This is a genomic window from Nocardioides sp. (genome assembly GCF_044226765.1).
Taxonomy (GTDB): domain Bacteria; phylum Actinomycetota; class Actinomycetes; order Propionibacteriales; family Nocardioidaceae; genus Nocardioides.
The window spans coordinates 43,752-59,956 of record NZ_JBGAGJ010000008.1; the positions used below are offsets into that span (position 1 = coordinate 43,752).

The 16,205-nt window shown below is 74.0% G+C and carries 14 protein-coding genes; 4 read left to right on the plus strand and 10 right to left on the minus strand.

Annotated features, from left to right (window positions below; all coding sequences use genetic code 11):
• Nucleotide 1: 1 nt before the first annotated feature.
• Genes hypF through ACILRH_RS16280 form a run of 8 tightly spaced genes read right to left on the minus strand, consistent with a single transcriptional unit; the run spans nt 2 to nt 10,100 of the window.
• Nucleotides 2–2,308 (minus strand): carbamoyltransferase HypF, encoded by a 2,307-nt coding sequence (hypF, locus tag ACILRH_RS16245; protein WP_395695001.1) that lies wholly within the window; start codon nt 2,306–2,308, stop codon nt 2–4.
• Nucleotides 2,305–3,543, minus strand: coding sequence for an NHL repeat-containing protein (locus ACILRH_RS16250; protein ID WP_395695003.1), 1,239 nt, complete (start codon nt 3,541–3,543; stop codon nt 2,305–2,307). Before ACILRH_RS16250 ends, hypF begins: the two co-directional genes overlap by 4 nt.
• Nucleotides 3,513–4,376 carry a NifU family protein gene (locus ACILRH_RS16255; protein ID WP_395695004.1) on the minus strand — a complete coding sequence of 288 codons (864 nt, stop codon included), beginning with the start codon at nt 4,374–4,376 and terminating at the stop codon, nt 3,513–3,515. Before ACILRH_RS16255 ends, ACILRH_RS16250 begins: the two co-directional genes overlap by 31 nt.
• Nucleotides 4,373–5,818: a hypothetical protein gene (locus ACILRH_RS16260; protein WP_395695006.1), complete on the minus strand. Its 1,446-nt coding sequence runs from the start codon at nt 5,816–5,818 to the stop codon at nt 4,373–4,375. The genes ACILRH_RS16255 and ACILRH_RS16260 overlap by 4 nt, the downstream gene beginning before the upstream one ends.
• Nucleotides 5,815–6,834: a hydrogenase maturation protease gene (locus tag ACILRH_RS16265; RefSeq protein WP_395695008.1), complete on the minus strand. Its 1,020-nt coding sequence runs from the start codon at nt 6,832–6,834 to the stop codon at nt 5,815–5,817. Before ACILRH_RS16265 ends, ACILRH_RS16260 begins: the two co-directional genes overlap by 4 nt.
• Before the next feature lies 1 nt (nt 6,835).
• On the minus strand, nt 6,836–8,473 hold the full coding sequence (locus ACILRH_RS16270; RefSeq protein WP_395695009.1) for a nickel-dependent hydrogenase large subunit: 1,638 nt from the start codon (nt 8,471–8,473) through the stop codon (nt 6,836–6,838).
• A 30-nt stretch (nt 8,474–8,503) separates the two neighbouring features.
• A complete protein-coding gene (locus tag ACILRH_RS16275; RefSeq protein ID WP_395695010.1) occupies nt 8,504–9,475 on the minus strand; it encodes a hypothetical protein in 972 nt (323 codons plus the stop codon).
• A gap of 16 nt (nt 9,476–9,491) precedes the next feature.
• Nucleotides 9,492–10,100 (minus strand): DUF1641 domain-containing protein, encoded by a 609-nt coding sequence (locus ACILRH_RS16280; protein WP_395695012.1) that lies wholly within the window; start codon nt 10,098–10,100, stop codon nt 9,492–9,494.
• 164 nt (nt 10,101–10,264) lie between these two features.
• On the opposite strand from ACILRH_RS16280, the gene ACILRH_RS16285 reads away from it, so the two are divergent.
• The 3 genes from ACILRH_RS16285 to hypB are packed head-to-tail and all read left to right on the plus strand — an operon-like array spanning nt 10,265 to nt 13,334.
• On the plus strand, nt 10,265–11,326 hold the full coding sequence (locus ACILRH_RS16285) for an AraC family transcriptional regulator (protein ID WP_395695014.1): 1,062 nt from the start codon (nt 10,265–10,267) through the stop codon (nt 11,324–11,326).
• 21 nt (nt 11,327–11,347) lie between these two features.
• On the plus strand, nt 11,348–11,725 hold the full coding sequence (locus ACILRH_RS16290; protein WP_395695015.1) for a hydrogenase maturation nickel metallochaperone HypA: 378 nt from the start codon (nt 11,348–11,350) through the stop codon (nt 11,723–11,725).
• Nucleotides 11,718–13,334, plus strand: coding sequence for a hydrogenase nickel incorporation protein HypB (hypB, locus tag ACILRH_RS16295; RefSeq protein ID WP_395695017.1), 1,617 nt, complete (start codon nt 11,718–11,720; stop codon nt 13,332–13,334). Before ACILRH_RS16290 ends, hypB begins: the two co-directional genes overlap by 8 nt.
• 24 nt (nt 13,335–13,358) lie before the next feature.
• Here hypB and ACILRH_RS16300 read toward each other — a convergent pair whose 3' ends face one another.
• Nucleotides 13,359–13,904, minus strand: a complete 546-nt coding sequence (locus ACILRH_RS16300) for a hypothetical protein (RefSeq protein ID WP_395695018.1) — start codon at nt 13,902–13,904, stop codon at nt 13,359–13,361.
• Nucleotides 13,905–13,972: 68 nt separating this feature from the next.
• A complete protein-coding gene (yaaA, locus tag ACILRH_RS16305) occupies nt 13,973–14,722 on the minus strand; it encodes a peroxide stress protein YaaA (protein ID WP_395695234.1) in 750 nt (249 codons plus the stop codon).
• 25 nt (nt 14,723–14,747) lie between these two features.
• Between yaaA and ACILRH_RS16310 the strand changes: the two genes are divergently transcribed.
• Nucleotides 14,748–16,196: an RNB domain-containing ribonuclease gene (locus ACILRH_RS16310; protein WP_395695020.1), complete on the plus strand. Its 1,449-nt coding sequence runs from the start codon at nt 14,748–14,750 to the stop codon at nt 16,194–16,196.
• Nucleotides 16,197–16,205 lie beyond the last annotated feature (9 nt).

Sequence of the window (16,205 nt, forward strand, 5' to 3'; positions counted from 1 at the left end):
ATCAGGACCCTTTCGCGAGACGGAGGCCGACGGCGGCCTGCCCGAGGGAGAGCCCACCGTCGTTGGCCGGGACGACGCGGTGGGTGAGCACGCGGCGGCCGGCCTCGGCCATTCTCGCGCTCGTCTCCGCGAGCAGCAGGCGATTCACGAAGACTCCGCCGGTCAGTCCGACGGGGGAGCGGCCACCGGGGTCGGCGACCTCGACGAGGTCGGCGAGCCCGGCCGCGAGGGTGCGGTGGAACGACCGGGCCAGCACGGCGCGGTCGCGTCCCCGGCGCACCCCGTCGGCGAGCGCGTCGACCAGTGGCGCGGGCTCCAGCACGCCGTCGGTGACCAGCCCGTCCACCAGCACCTCCGCCGTCGCCGTCGTGGTCGCCAGCGCCTCGAGCTCGATCGCCGCCTGCGCCTCGTAGCTGATCCGGTGGCGCACGCCGAGCAGCGAGCTGACCACGTCGAAGAGCCGTCCGGCGCTGGAGGTGACGGTCCACGGGAGCCCGGGCGAGGAGAGGACCGCGAGCTCCGCGTCGGTCAGCTCGTCGGCGACCGGGGTGCCGGCCGGGTCGAGGCCGTGGTGCAGCAGGAACGCGGCCGCGACGCGGACCGGGTTCCGCACGCCGCGGTCACCGCCGGGCAGCGGGACGGTGCCGAGGTGCCCGAGCCGCGCGGCCGTGGTGCCGCCGTCCCCGAGCCGCAGCAGCTCGCCGCCCCAGACGGTCGCGTCGCACCCGTAGCCGGTGCCGTCGAGCACCAGCCCCAGCAGCGGCTCGTCGAGCCGCCCGTGCTCGGCGGCCAGCGCGGCCAGGTGGGCGTGGTGGTGCTGCACCTCGTGCAGCGGGACCCCGAGGTCGTCGGCGAATCGGGCGGCCCAGGCGCGGGACGCGTAGCCGGGGTGCCGGTCGGCGACGACCAGGTCGGGGGCGCTGCGGTGGAAGCGGAGCGCCTGGTCGGTCGCCGCCTCGAAGGCCCGCTGGGTCTCCAGGCTGCCGAGGTCGCCGAGGTGTGCCGAGGGGTAGGCCAGGCCGTCGCGCGCCAGCGTGAAGGTGTTCTTCAGCTCCGCACCCGCGGCGAGGACGGTCATGGCCGAGGCGCCACCGATCCGGATGGACGAGGGGGCGTGGCCCCGGGACCGCCGCACGGGCACCGGACCGTCGGCGGACCAGGCCACGACCGAGTCGTCGCAGGGCACCACGATCTCGCGGTCGTGGGTGAGGAAGAGGTCGGCGATGGCGCCCAGCCGGGCGAAGGCGTCGTCGTCGCGGTGGCACAGCGGGTCGCCGGAGACGTTGCCGGAGGTGACCACCAGCGCGGCCGGCTGCTCGGGTCCCGCGGCGAGCAGCAGGTGGTGCAGCGGCGTATAGGGCAGCAGGACGCCGAGCTCGTGGATGCCCGGCGCGACCTCGTCGACGACCAGCGGGCGGCCGGCCCGGCGGGGGAGCAGCACGATCGGGCGGTCCGGACCGGTGAGGACGGCGTCCGCGCCGTCCGGGACCTCCACGACGGTCCGCGCCGCCTCGACGTCGCGCACCATCACCGCGAACGGCTGGTGCGGTCGCCGCTTGCGCTCCCGCAGCCGGCGTACGGCGTCGGGGTCGGTCGCGTCGCAGACCAGGTGGTAGCCCCCGATGCCCTTGACCGCGACCACCCGTCCCGCGGCCAGGGCCGCCCGTGCCGCCGCCAGGACCGGCTCGGTGCCCTCGGTGGTCGTGGCGCCGTCCGGTGCCGCGAGCCGCAGCCGCGGCCCGCAGTCGTGGCACGCGATCGGCTGGGCGTGGTAGCGGCGGTCGAGCGGGTCGGCGTACTCCGCCGCGCAGGCGGGGCAGAGCGGGAAGCCCGCCATCGTCGTCGACGGTCGGTCGTAGGGCAGGTCGACGGTGATCGTCAGGCGAGGACCGCAGTGGGTGCAGGTGATGAAGGGGTGCCGGAAGCGCCGGTCGGCCGGGTCGAGGAGCTCGCTCAGGCACGCGTCGCAGGTCGCCGTGTCCGGCGGCACCATGGTGCGGCTGCCCGCGACGACGGCGCTCTGGAGGATCGCGAAGCCGGGGTCGCCGGTGGGCGGCATCGCGAAGCGCTCGACGCCGTCGATCCGGGCCAGCGGCGGGGCCTGCTCGACGAGCAGCCGCTCGAAGTCGGCCAGCACCGTCGCGGCGCCCTCGACCTCGATCGTGACCGAGCTGGAGTCGTTGTGGCAGCTGCCGTCCAGGCCCAGCCGGGTCGCGAGGACGGCGACGTGCGGCCGGAAGCCGACGCCCTGGACGACGCCGCGGACCACCAGCCGGTGCCGGAGGCGTCGCCGGGTCGAGGTGCTCACGACCGCTCCCAGAGCACGACCCGGTTGTTGCCGGAGTCGGCGACGGCCATCAGGTCGGTGCCGTGGGCGGACCGGTGCCAGTGCAGGCCGTAGGGCCAGCACAGGCTGTCGGCCGCGACGCCGGTCCAGCGGTTCTCGCCGTTGTCGGCCAGCGTCGGCTGGCCCAGCGCCGCGACCGGGTCCAGGGACTCCAGGCCGTCGCGCTGCACCAGCACCCGGTTGTTGGCGGTGTCGGCGATGGCGACGGCCCCGTCGCAGGTCGTGACCGCGTACGGGAACCGGAGCCGGCCCACCTGCGGCACGTAGGGGAACTCCGAGCCGGTGGCGAAGTCGGGCTGCCCGAGGACGCCGTCCGAGGGCCGGTCGGCGTCGGGGTGCCGGTCCCACCGCAGCAGCCGGTGGTTGCCGGCGTCGGCGACCCAGATGCCGCCGGCGCCGGTGCCGGCGACCGCGTGCGGCCACCGGAAGGAGTCGGCCGCCACCGGGCCGCCGCGGTTCTCCTCGCGGGCGGCCGGGCTCGGCTGTCCCAGGACGACGTCCGCGGGCCGGCCGGGCTCGGGGATGCCGTCGCGCCAGACGAGCACCCGCCGGTTGCCGGTGTCGGCCACGTGGAAGCGGCCGTCGACCAGGGCGATGCCGAACGGCCAGTAGAACGTGTCGGCGCCGGCGTCGCCCCCGGCGTTCGGCTCGACCGACGCGGCGTCCGGCTGGCCGAGCACGTGGTCGGGCGGGGTGCTGGTCCGGGCCGGGAGGGTGTCCCAGACCAGCACCCGGTGGTGCCACGCGTCGGCGACGACGAGGCGGCCGTCGGCGACCAGGACACCGGTGGGGAGGTGCATCCCGTTCTCGGGACCGGCGCCGCCGGCGGCGGGTCCCTCGCTGTGCTCGTCGGCCTGGCCGAGCACGACGTCGGCCGGCACGCCGTCGGTGGTCGGCACGCCGTGCCAGACCAGGACCCGGTGGTTGCCGGTGTCCGCGACGACGACCAGGTCGTCGTCGACCCAGGCCGCCCGCGGGGCGTACATCCAGGCCGCGGTGGGCTGAGCCGGGGGCAGCAGGAGCCCGCCCGGCGAGTCGGCGCCCAGCACGGCGCGCGGGCGCCACCCGTCGTACGTCGGCGGGGGCGGGTCGAGCACCGGGCCCGCGCCGAGTCCCGGGGAGACCGGGGCGGGCGCGGTGCCGGCAGCGAGGACCTGGACCCGCATCAGGCGGTGCCGGGTTCGGGGCGCAGCCACACGTGACCGCCGGAGACCGTGAGGGGCAGCTGCTCGAGCTGCGCGCCGGCCAGCGTGAGGCACTCGCCGTTCGTCGTGTCGTAGCAGAAGCCGTGCCACGGGCAGGTCAGCGTGCCCTGGCTCGCGTCGACCAGGGCGTCGTCGAGGCGGAGCGCCTGGTGGGCGCAGCGGTTCACGTACGCCGTGAGCCGGTCCGCCGCGTTGACCACGACCGCCTCGACCGGGCGACCGTCGGGGGCCGGCACGGTCACCGCCCGCAGCTCGCCCGCCGGCACGGCGTCGACCGACAGCACGCGCACCCAGCCGGGCCCGGGTCCGATCTCGCCCCGTGTCATCAAGGGGAGGGTGATCAGCGTCGGGCCCGGATCGTTCGGCACGACCTCGACACCGCGCAGGCCCGGCACCCCACCGAGCAGCGCCCTCTCGACACCCTCGCGCATGGTGACCGCCGCCATCGAGCAGCCGTTGCAGGCACCCTGCAGCCGGACGAACGCGATGCCGTTCTCGATCCGGTCCAGCTCGACGTCGCCCCCGTGCGACTGCAGCCCCGGCCGCACGCCGTCGAGCACCCGCCGCGTCAGCGTGGTCGGGTCGGGCCGGACGATGCCGTGCATGGCGAGCACCATGTGGACCTCGGGCTCGTCGACCAGCTCGAAGAGCAGCTCCTTGCCCCGCGGGTCGTCCCTGAGCCGCCGCACGACGATCGTCAGCGCCCGGCGGTGCAGCTCGTCGAGGGCCGCGACCCGGGGGTCCTCGGCCTCCCCGGCCGCGTCGAGCGCCGCGGCCAGGTCCTCCAGCGACGACTCGGCGGGGGTCGTCCTCAGGGTGGTCATCGCGGCTCGTCCGGGGACAGCCGGGTGACCTTGGCGCGGCGCTGTGCCTCCGCGGGCGGGGCGGCACCGGTGCCGGTGCCGGTGCCGGGCTCGACCCGGACCCCCATCCCGGAGGTGAAGGCGCCGTCGTCGACCGGCACCCGGCCCATCTGCTCGGCCTGGCGGGCCAGGTCGAGCAGCTCGTCGTCGGGGTCGCCCACCTGCGTCCGCGCGATCTCGTCGAGCACCGACCGCACGGCCATCGCCCCGTCGTGGTCGAGGTGCTCCTCGAAGAGGAAGCGCGCCTCCACCAGCCGCGCCCGGGCCTGGTCGAACATGCCCAGGTGGGCCAGCGTGTTGCCCTGGTTGGCCAGCAGCCGGGCCCGGCCGAGCGGGTCGTCATCACGCACCCCGGAGGCGAGCACCTCCTCGTAGAGCTCGACCGCCTCGACGAGGTTGTCGCCCTGGTGCGTGGACGGGAGGTAGACCAGCGCGTTGGCCAGGTTCAGCGTCGCGGTCGACCACGGCCCGGGCGTGGTCTCCGGGTCGAAGACGCGGCGGCAGGCCCGCAGCGCCTGGGCGGCGACGCCGAGCCGCAGCTGGTCGGAGGCCCCGGTCATCGGGGACGCGAGCTGGGCGGCGGCGAGGTCGAGCTGGACGCTCGCCCACAGGTACGGCGCGCTGCGCTCGGTCACCAGCTGGAGCGCGTCGTAGTAGAGCGCCATCGCGCCCTGGAGCGGCTCACCCGCCTCCGCGGCCCGCTCATGCTCGCGCACGCCGCGCAGGTGCAGCAGCTCGGCCCGGGTGGTCCGCAGGTCGGTGCCCGCCAGGTCGGCGGTGGCCCGGGCGAGCTCGGCGCCGGCCCGGGCCGGGTCGAGACCGTGCTCGTGGAGCAGGGCTCCGTGGTTGCCGCGCAGGACCGCGGCGAGGGCGGGAGCGCCGGTCTCGGCGACGTCGATCGCGTCCGCGAGGAGGGCCGAGGCGGTGACGGCGTCGCCGGCCTCGAGGCGAGCCGACGCGCCGGCGGCGAGGAGCAGCGCGGCGACCTCGGGGGCGACCTGGTCGTCGACGGTCGTGGGCAGCGCGCCGGCGTCGGTGAGGCCCACCGAGTAGGCGACCACGTCGACCAGGGGTGCGTACGCCGCGGGCAGGTCCGCGCGCACTGTCGCGGCGTCGGCCGTCGCCGGGTCGAGCACCCAGCGGTTGTAGCGGTCGACGGGGTCGTCGCCGGGGAACAGCCCGCTGACGTCGTCCGGGTCCTCGTGCACGACGCGCAGGTCCGAGAGCCGCTCGGGCCAGGGGTCCGGCAGCCGGCCGGCGACCAGGCTGGCGCGGGCGGACTCGGTGGCCGGGTCGGTGCCGGGGAGGAGCAGCAGGCCGGCCGGCATGCCGAAGGCGCCGAGCGGCTGGGGTCCGGCCACTGCGGCCGGCGCGGGGGAGGGTGGGTCAGTCAGGGCGGTCACCAGGGTCCTCCCGTGGCGGGCGCCGGCGCGCCGCGCTCCGGCGTACGACGTCGGCCGCCAAGCGGGCCTTCGCCTCGGTCGGCCAGCTGTCCAGGCGCCGTCGCTCCACGCCCTCCGGCGAGGTCACCACCAGGTAGACCGTCCACCGTCCCTGCTCCGCCACCACCTGGGTGGTCACGTCGAGGTCTGTCATCGGCCGTCTCCTCGAGGTGGATGCGCAGCAGGCCCTCGGCCTCGAGCCAGTGCGCCTCGAAGCGGCCGTCGACGGAGGCGAAGCCGAGGATCTCGCTGACCAGCAGCGACCGGTTGCCGGCCGGGTCGTGCTGCTTGAGGACCAGTCCGCCGTTGGCCGGCGACTGCAGAGGGAGGAGGTCGAGCGCCCAGGCGGAGTCGAGGTTCGAGACCCGGCCCACGCAGACGTCGGCCGGGAAGTGCTGGGCGGCGAGCGCCGCGGGGAGGTGGAGGTAGCCCATCGCGGTGATGTCGACCCGCCACGGCTCCTCGCGGACGGGCCAGAACTCGGTCTCCACCAGGTCGGCCAGCGCGAGCATCGCCGCCTCGACCGGCGGGGTGAGCGGTGCACCGGGCTCGAAGCCGCCTGCCTCGACGAGCAGGACGGTCACGTCGGTCGGGCGGTCCGGTCCGAGGAGCCAGTCGCCGAGCGCGAGCGCGTGGTCCCACCGGAAGTTGTGCGTGTGGACCCCGTCGACCGGGGGCAGCTGGGCGAGCGCCTCGGCCGGCAGCCGGTAGGTCGTGCCCGGCTCGTTCCCGGTGCGGGCCGCGTCCACGATGACCACCCGCCCGGCACCCCGCATCGCGAACGCGACGTCCATGCCGGCGGTCCCGCCGTCCACGAGCCGGGCGCCGTCGGGGACGCCGCGCTCGTGGAGGTGGCGGACGAGGACGGGTCCGACCGCGTCGTCCCCGCGCAGGATGTTGCCGCACCCGATGACGAGCACCTCGCACGACGGTGGGGCGAACCCGTCGTCGAGGAGCTCGTACGGGGCGGGCGGCACGTCAGACCATCCCGTTGACCACGAACTGGTTCAGCTCGCGGCCGGTCCGGCCGTCGTACGCGTGGACCGTGCAGACCAGGCAGGAGTCGAAGGACCGGGCGACGTGGCCGAGCTCGACCGGGTCCTCCATGTCCTTGATCGGCGTGCCGACCAGGGCGGCCTCGATCGGGCCGAGGGTGCCCTCGGAGTCGCGGGGGCCGATGTTCCACGCCGTGGGCGTGATGACCTGGTAGTTCTCGATCTTGCCGTTGTCCAGGACGATCCAGTCCTGGAGCGCGCCGCGGGCGGCCTCGGTCGCACCCCAGCCCTTGCCCGACTCGAGCTCGGTGGGCTTGGTGTAGAAGGACCCGTGCAGGTCGATCTGGGTCAGCCAGTCCATGACCCACTTGAAGTACTTCGGGCCCTCGTGCATACGGGCCATCTGCCGCACGAAGACGCTGGGGCCGAGCTTGGCCATCATGTCCACGAACAGCGGGTCGCTGTCCTGGTGCGCGGCCGGGTCCGGCGCACCGGCCGCCATCCGGCGGGCGAGCGGTCCGGCCTCCAGCGGCATCCGGCCGACGCCGGGCACGTCGTACCGCGGCGACTTGGCCCACGAGTACTTGTCCTGCGCGCGTGCGGTCCGGGGGTCCAGCGGGTCGGTCTCGCCCTCCCAGGGGTGCAGCGGACGGTCGCCCTTGTAGAAGGAGTGGGTGACGTCCTCGGAGACCCGCAGCTGGTCGTAGTCGAGGAACTGGCCGTTCGCGTAGACGCCGCCGCGGCCGATGAGCGCGTCCTGACGGCCCTCGACGGTGGGGTTCTCGTAGAGCGACGGCTCGAGGTAGGTGCCCGGGGCGATGAAGTTGCCGACGCCCGCGCCGTACTTGTCCAGGCCGATCGAGAGCGCGTAGCGGATGAAGAACCCGCAGTCGGAGTCGTGCTGCGACTCGTTCTCCTCGACCCAGGCCTGCATGTCCTCCCAGGTCTTGATCTCCAGCCAGCGGTCGATGGAGCAGCCCAGCCACTCCTTCTCCAGCCAGTTGTCCTTCCAGTGGTTCAGGATCGCGGTCGCCCGGGTGACGTCGGCCAGGCCCGGGGAGCTCATCACGCCGCCGGGCACCATGAACGAGCTGTGCGGCCACTGGCCGCCGAAGATCGCGTAGACCTCGACCGGCTTGTTGGAGAGCACCACGCCCTTCTGGTACGACGTGCCGACGTACGGCGCGAAGCGGCGCACGGCCTCGTCGTAGAGCGGGTTGTCGGCGTAGTTCTTGTTGACCAGGTCGATCGCGAAGAGGGCGTAGAAGTAGCGCGGGATCGACTGGATCGTCTCGCAGGCCTGGGCGATGTTGCGGATGAGCGTGGCGTTCTGCGGGACGTGCGTCTGCCAGGCGGTGTCGAGGGCGTAGCAGGCCTTGTAGAGGTGGCTGCCACCGCAGATGCCGCAGATGCGCGGCGTCATGATCAGGCCGGCCTGCGGGTCCTTGCCGCGCAGGATGATCTCGAAGCCGCGGAACATCGCGGCCTCGGTCCAGGCGGAGGTGACGACGCCGTCCTCGATCGTGACGCGGACGTCGAGGTCACCCTCGACGCGGCCGAGCGGCGAGACGAACAGGTCGACGGACTCGGTCGCGCCGCCGGGGTTCGCAGTGGTGGTCATGGTCGCTGGTTCCCTTTCCCGACATGCTCGTCAGACGACGAACATGTCCTCCTTCGACCACTGCGGGGCAGCGATCCTGGCGGCGGCCGCGTGGGCCATGTACGTGATGTGGTCGACGCCCTCGGGTACCTCCTTGGGGATCGTCCCCGAGACCTTCTGGGTCTTGAAGACGGTCCCGGGCGCAAGGTCGAAGAACGGGAACTCGGGTTCGGTGCAGCCGGTGCACGGCATGCCGGCGCGGGTCTTGCTGCTCTGCCGGTTCCAGAGGATCCGGTTGCACGGCGAGTGCGTCATCGGGCCGCGGCAGCCGTACTCGTAGAACAGGCAGCCGGTGCGGGTGCCCTCGCCGAAGCTGGTCGTCGACTGCTTGTACTCGAAGAACTGCACCCGGGTGCAACCGGTCTGGGTGAAGGTCTTGAAGAAGGTCTGCGGGCGGTGCAGGTCGTCCAGCGCGATGTCGCCCGCGCGCCCGGTCGCCAGCGCCACCAGGATCTGGGTGATCCAGTCGGGGTGGGCCGGGCAGCCGGGGATGTTGATGACCGGGAGCCCGGACTTGCTGCGCCAGTCCGGACCGAGGAAGCCGCCGCGCTCACGCTTGTGGAACTGCAGGCCGGTCGAGTCGCTGGGGTTGGGCTCCATCGCGGGGATGCCGCCCCAGCACGCGCAGTCGCCGATCGCGACCACGATGCTGGCGGCGTTCGCGAGCTCGGTCACCCACTCCAGCATCGGCCGCTCCGCGAACATGTCCATCGTGCCGCTGCCGTCCGGCCCGCGGATCACGGTCCCCTCGAGCACGAAGATGTCCAGCGGCCGGTCGCCGGACGCGCAGTCGGTGAAGATCTTCTTCGCCTGCTCGCCGAGCTCCATGCCGAGCGAGGGGTGCCAGAGCACCTCGAGGCCGAAGTCGACGATCAGGTCGACGACGTTCGGCTCCTCGGCGTTGAGGAACGACATGGTGTTCCCGGAGCACGCTCCGGCCTGGAACCAGAGGACTGAGGACATGGCTGCTCTTTCCTGTCTACTGCTGGGCGTGCTTCGGGCCGGGGCGCGGAGCGGCCAGCTCGCGGCCGATCTCCTTGGCGATGGTGGCGACGAAGGTCAGCGCGCGGTTGATGTCAGGGTCCTTGAGGAGTCGCAGCGCAGAAAAGGCACTTGGGACCTTGACAGGGTCGGTCTCGTAGATCTCGGACCCGCGGACGAGGCCGCGCGCGAACAGCGAGATCTGGTCGACGGCCTGCGGGCTGACCAGGTCGGAGTCGAAGAGCTTCTCGACCACGCCCGACTTCGCGGCCCGCGCCATGCCCGGCGCGGCGGTGGGGATCACCGACACGAGCAGCAGCGCCGACTCCAGCAGGCTCCCGATGTCGGCGCCGGTGCTCTCGAGCGTCTCGTTGTCGTTGATCGTGGTCTGCAGGTCGCTGATGCTGCCCATCAGGTTGTCGCCGAGGACCTCGCTGCGCTGCAGCATCCCGTCGAGCCCCTCGACGAGGACGGCGAGCAGGTCGGCGTGCCCGAGCAGGGACGTCAGGGAGTCCACGACCTGGGGGTCGGCGAGCGCCCGCTGCAGCTCGGGTGGCAGGGACGGGGGTGCCGCGACGTCGGGACCGGGGGGCTGGGTGAGCGTCATCGCTTCTCCTGACCGTGACCGAGACTGCCAGGCACGCTAGGACGGCGGCCCGGGCGGATCTATCGGCTTCGCGAACCTGATATCGCGATCGCGCAAGTTCGTTGCGCCGTACGCGCAACGGCCGGATAGTGGAGCCGTTCGGAGCTGGCCAGGAGGGGGTCCGCATGTCGTCCCGGCTGTCCCGGCTCGGCTTCATCAACGTCGACCGCACCCGCCTCCCGGTCCGCCGGCGGATCCGGTCACGAGGCGTCCCGAACGCCCTGCAGGACCACCCGGTGGCCTGCACCGCCGACGTCGCCGAGGCCACCGAGGTCGCCTCGCAGCTGCTCGGCGACCTGCTCATCGAGCCCCACCCCGACGGCGTCGACGAGTTCCTGGCCACCATGAACGCCGTGCGCCTGGTCGACGTGACGCTGGCCTACCTCGACCTGGTCTGCCCCAGCACCGTGCGGGTGCCGCGGTCAGCCGACTGCTTCTCGGTGCACATGACCACCGCGGGCCGCGGGGTCGTCACCGTGGGTGGCGACCGCACGGACCTCTCGCCGTTCCACGCGCTGGTCGTCTCCCCGGGGACCTCCTACGTGCTGGACCTCGAACGGGACAGCCCCCAGCTGATCGTGCGGATCGAGCGCGCGGCGCTGGAACGCCAGCTCACCCGGATGCTCGGGCGCAGCCTGGACAAGCCGGTGCAGTTCGAGCCGCTGGGGGACCTGACCGCCGACGGCGCCGTGCGGTGGCACGGGGCGCTGCAGATCCTCTCCAGCGAGATCGTCTCGCCGGAGTCCCTCATCCACCAGGGCGTCGGTGCGGACTCGCTCGAGGAGCTGATCATCTCCACCCTGCTGCACGTCCAGCCCTCGACGTACTCCGAGCGCCTCCACGCCGGACCGCGGAGCACCGGCCGGCCCGCCGTGCGACGGTCGATGGACTACATCGAGCAGCACCTGGCCGAGCCGATCACGATGGCCGACCTCGCGGCGGCGGCCGGGATGAGCACCCGGTCGATCCAGGCCGGCTTCCGCGAGGACCTCGAGACCACGCCGATCGCGTTCATCCGCGACCGCCGGCTCGACCGGGTGCGGCACACGCTGATGGAGGCCGCGCCGGGGGAGGGCATGACCGTGACCGCGGCGGCCGAGAGGTGGGGGTTCACCCACCTGGGCAGCTTCTCGGTGCTCTACCGCCGCCGCTTCGGCGAGTCCCCGTCCGAGACACTGCGCCGGTGACCGGGCGATGAGGAGCGACTGATGCACGAGCTCTCGCTGTGCCGCAGCATCCACGGGATCGTCGACCGGGCCCGCCAGGACCGGCCGGTCGTCACCGTGCACCTGCGCATCGGCCAGCTGCGCCAGGTCGTGCCGGAGACCCTCGAGCACTGCTGGGGCGTCGTCACCGACGGCGGCCCCCTGGCCGGGTCGGTGCTCGACATCGACCACGTGCCGGTCCGGCTGGCCTGCCACGCGTGCGGGGCGGACACCACCGTCGCGCACGTGCTGGTCCTGACCTGCTCCGCGTGCGGCTCGGGCGACATCGAGGTCGTCACGGGCGAGGAGTTCCTGGTCACCTCGATCGACCTCGGCGCCTACGCTGCCGACACCACGTCCAGGGAGGGCACCCATGGGTAGGTTCCACCGCCACGACGACGGCACCGAGCACGAGCACGACCACGAGCATCCGCACGACCACCCGCACGAGCACGGCGACCACGGCGACCACTCCGGCTACGCCACCGGCGTCGAGCGGGTGGAGGTGCTGACCCGGATCTTCGACGAGAACGACGCGGCGGCGCTCGCCAACCGCACCGCGTTCGACTCCGCCGGCGTGCGCTGCGTGAACCTGATGTCCGGGCCCGGGGCGGGCAAGACGACACTGCTGGCCAGCACGCTCGCCCACCTGCGCGACCGCGGCGTGCGCGCCGGGGTGGTCGAGGGCGACATCGAGACCTCGATCGACGCGGACCGGCTCTCCGGCCTGGGCGCCCAGGTCGCGCTGCTCAACACCGGCGACGGGTTCGGCGGCGAGTGCCACCTCGACGCGCCGATGGTCGCGCGGGCGCTCACCCGGCTCGACCTGACCGCGCTGGACCTGCTGCTGATCGAGAACGTCGGCAACCTGGTCTGCCCCGCGGAGTTCGACGTCGGCGCGCACGGGTCGGCGATGGTCTACGCCGTGACCGAGGGGGAGGAGAAGCCGCTGAAGTACCCGGTGATGTTCCGCTCCGTCGACGCCGTCGTCGTCAACAAGACCGACCTGCTGCCGTACCTCGACTTCGACCTCGGGCTCTTCGAGGCCAACCTGCGCCAGGTCAACCCGCACGCCGAGGTGATCCGGGTGAGCGCGCGCACGGGCGACGGGCTCACCCGGACACGCCTGGCTCACGGCGCCGCTGGCGGTCGCGCGCTGATGCTGCCGCGCATCGACGCCGCCGACGACCGGGTCGGCTTCCGCTGGTGCTCGCCCGACGGCGAGCCGCTGCGCCTGGTCGACGTGCTCGCGCTGCCGGGGGCCGAGCCGGACCGGTGGCTGCCCACGCACCTCGAGGCGCTCGACGACGTCCTCATCGATGTCGCCGGCCGCTACGGCGAGGTGCTGGGCGGTGGCCGCGGACCGGCGCGCGGGGAGCACGACGAGCTGGCGGCGGCGTACCGCGCGGTCGACCGGCTCTGCCACGAGTACGCCGTCGCGCAGCGGGCGTGCGGCCTGCCCGAGGACGTGCGAGCGGGCCAGATCCTGGGCACCGCCGCCCTGATGAGCATCCGCCTGCGCGACGCGCTGGGCATGATGGCGCCAGCGCCGTTCGACGGGACCCTCGACCTCCCCGAGCCCGGCGTCGTCGGCGGGCACGCGCGCCTCGAGTGGGTGCTGGGCGACCAGCCGTGGCGGGGCGCCCGGTGGGTGGTGACGACCCAGTCCGGGCAGCGGCTGCCCGCCACGCTCGCGATGCTGCTGCACGACAGCTCGGGGGTGAACCGGGAGGCGTCCCTCGACGAGCACCGCGACGCGCTCGGCCGCGTCACCGCCGCCGTCACCGGGCCGGACGTCGAGCCGATGGCCGCGTCGGGCGCCGTCGATTGGCTGCTGTTCGACTGGGTGATGGCGCACCGCGAGTCGAGCGACAGCGGCGCGGTGGAGATCTCCTCGGGCCGGGTCGCGGACGCGGCGATGATCGTGCTCGCCGCCGAGGCCTCCGCCGCCGTCCGCGCCCGGTTCGACGTGGGGCTGCTCGACCTCTGACGCCCGCCGGCCGCTCGGATCTGCTCAGTCGTGGTCGCTGACCCACACCGTGAACGTGCCCGGGACCCGCTGCGTGCCGTGCCGCCAGCCGTCGGTGTAGGTGACGTCCACCCCGTCGACCTTGATGCGTTCGCCGGGCCGGGTCGGGGTCACCGCGAGCATCAGCTGCTGCCGGGGCTCGGGTCCGAGGGACAGGTCGGCGCCGGCGGCCGCCTCGAGCGGGGAGCAGTACTGCTCGACCTCCCGCCCGTGGGCCAGGCCCACCGCGGAACCCCCACTCATCGTGCACACGAGCACGCCCGTCGTCGCCGAGGCGCCGCCGGAGACGACGACCGGTGTCGCCGCGTCGAGGTGGACGGTCCCCTCGCCGGCACCCGGGAACGTCATCCCGATGTACGTCGTCCGTCCGACCCGGCCCCCACCGTCACCGACCTCGAAGCCGGCCCCCGAGTCGTCGAACGCGGTCGGGTGCCGCCACGACCAGCCCAGCAGGGCGACGCCCACGAGCAGCGCCACCACGACGACCGCGGCGACGACGGCGGCGACCACCGAGCGCCACCGCCGGCGCAACAGAAGAGCCTGACAACCCCGGATGAATCCCCGGTCAGCCGGGGATTCATCCAGCCCGCCCGAGCCCCTCACAGCTCGCTGACCACCACGTCCAGCCGGTCGCCGTCGAGCTCGACGACCCAGCCCAGGTCGCGCAGGGCGTCGGCGAGGCGGGCGGGGGTGCGGGGGTCGGCGCCCGACTCGAGCAGGGCGCGCACGATCCGCCCCTTGGTGGCCTTGTTGAAGTGGCTGACCACCTTGCGGGCGCCCTGGTGCTCGTGCAGCACCCGCACGGTCGCGCACCGCACGCCGGCCGGGCGCCAGAAGGCCACATAGGTGCCGCTGCGCAGGTCCACGAGCAGCCCGCTGCCCACCGCGTCGGTGAGCACCGGACCGAGGTGCGCGCGCCAGGTGGCCGCGACCGGACCGAGCCCGGGCAGCGTGGTGTCGCCGGAGAGCCGGTACGCCGGGATCCGGTCGCCGGGGCGTACCAGCCCGAACACGCTCGAGGTGACCGCCACCCGGGTGGCGGCCCGCCGCTTGGCAGCGGGACTCACGGTCGCGACGTCGAGGGCGTCGTACAGGACCCCGGTGTAGACGCGGTCCGCGCGTTGGGCCGGCGCGGTCCGCAGCCCACGGTCCAGCGCGACCAGGTCGAGCTGGGTGGGGCCGATGCCGAGGGTGCGTGCCGCCACCTCGGGGTCGCCCTCGCACAGGTCGGTGAGCGCGTCGATCACCCGCTCCCGCGGCTCCGTCAGCTCGGGGAACGCGAGGCTCGCGAGGTCGAGCGGGCGACCGCGACGCGCGGCGGCCTTGCCCTCGCTGGGCGGCAGGAGCATCAGCACGGTGGCCTATCGTGCCGGTATGCCGAGCAGCCGCGTCGTCCGGGTCCGCTCCCTCCACGACGGCGTCGCCGCCGAGGTGGTCCGCGACGGTGTCGCGCGGATCCAGGAGGAGCTCGACGTCGACCCCGCCTTCCCGCCCGAGGTGGAGGCGGCAGCCGCCGCTGCGGCACGGTCGCCGCGGCTCCCGGACCTCGACCGCACCGACCTCGAGCTGGTCACCATCGACCCCGAGGGCTCCCGCGACCTGGACCAGGCGCTGCACCTCGAGCGCGACGGTGACGGCTTCCGGGTGCACTACGCGATCGCGGACGTCGCCGCGTTCGTGACGCCGGGGGACCCGGTCGACGTCGAGGCCAACCGGCGCGGTGAGACGCTCTACGGCGCGGACTCCCAGGTGCCGCTGCACCCGACGGTGCTCAGCGAGGACGGCGCGTCGCTGCTGCCGGACCAGGAGCGCCCCGCGCTGCTGTGGACGATCCACCTCGGCGCGGACGGGTCGCGCGCCGACGTACGCGTGGAGCGGGCGCGGGTGCGCTCGCGCGCGGCGCTGTCCTACGTCGATGCCCAACGGGCGATCGACGACGGGTCGGCGTCCGAGACGCTCCGGCTGCTCCGCGAGGTGGGCGAGCTGCGCCTGCACCGCGAGGCCGTGCGCGGGGGAGTGTCGCTGCCGCTGCCCGAGCAGGAGGTCGAGGTCGAGGGTGACCGGTGGCGCCTGGAGTTCCGCGAGCAGCTGCCCGTCGAGCGCTGGAACGCGCAGATCTCGCTGCTGACCGGGTTCGCGGCCGCCGACCTGATGATCTACGGCCGGGTCGGTCTGCTGCGCACCCTCCCGCCGCCGGACCCGCGTGACGTCCGGCGGCTGCACCGCACCGCGCGGGCGCTGGGCATCGAGTGGCCGGCCGAGCAGGTCTACGCCGACTTCGTGCGCACGCTGGATCCGGCGAAGCCGGCCGAGGCCGCGATGGTGGACGCGTGCGCGCGGCTGCTGCGCGGCAGCGGCTACGTCGCCTTCGACGGCGAGACGCCCGGCGAGCCGCAGCACGCGGCGCTGGCCTCGGAGTACGCCCACGTCACCGCGCCGCTGCGGCGCCTCGGCGACCGGTACGCCGGGGAGGTCTGTCTCGCGCTCTGCGCCGGCACCCCCGTGCCGGCCTGGGTGCACGCGGCGCTCCCAGGACTGCCGAAGACCCTGCGCGCCTCGGCCTCGAAGGCGCACGCCTACGAGCGGGCCGTGCTCGACCTGGTCGAGGCGGGCATCCTGGCTCCCCGGGTGGGCGAGGAGTTCGCCGGTGTCGTGGTCGACGTCGACGACCAGGACCCGCGGCGGGGCGTCGTCGTGCTGCAGGAGCCCGCCGTCGAGGCCCGGCTCGTCTCGGCCGGGCCGCTGCCGCTCGGCACGGACGTGCGGGTCCGCCTCACGGTCGCCGACGTGGCGACCCGCAAGGTCGAGCTCGAGCTCGTCTGACCCGTCGGG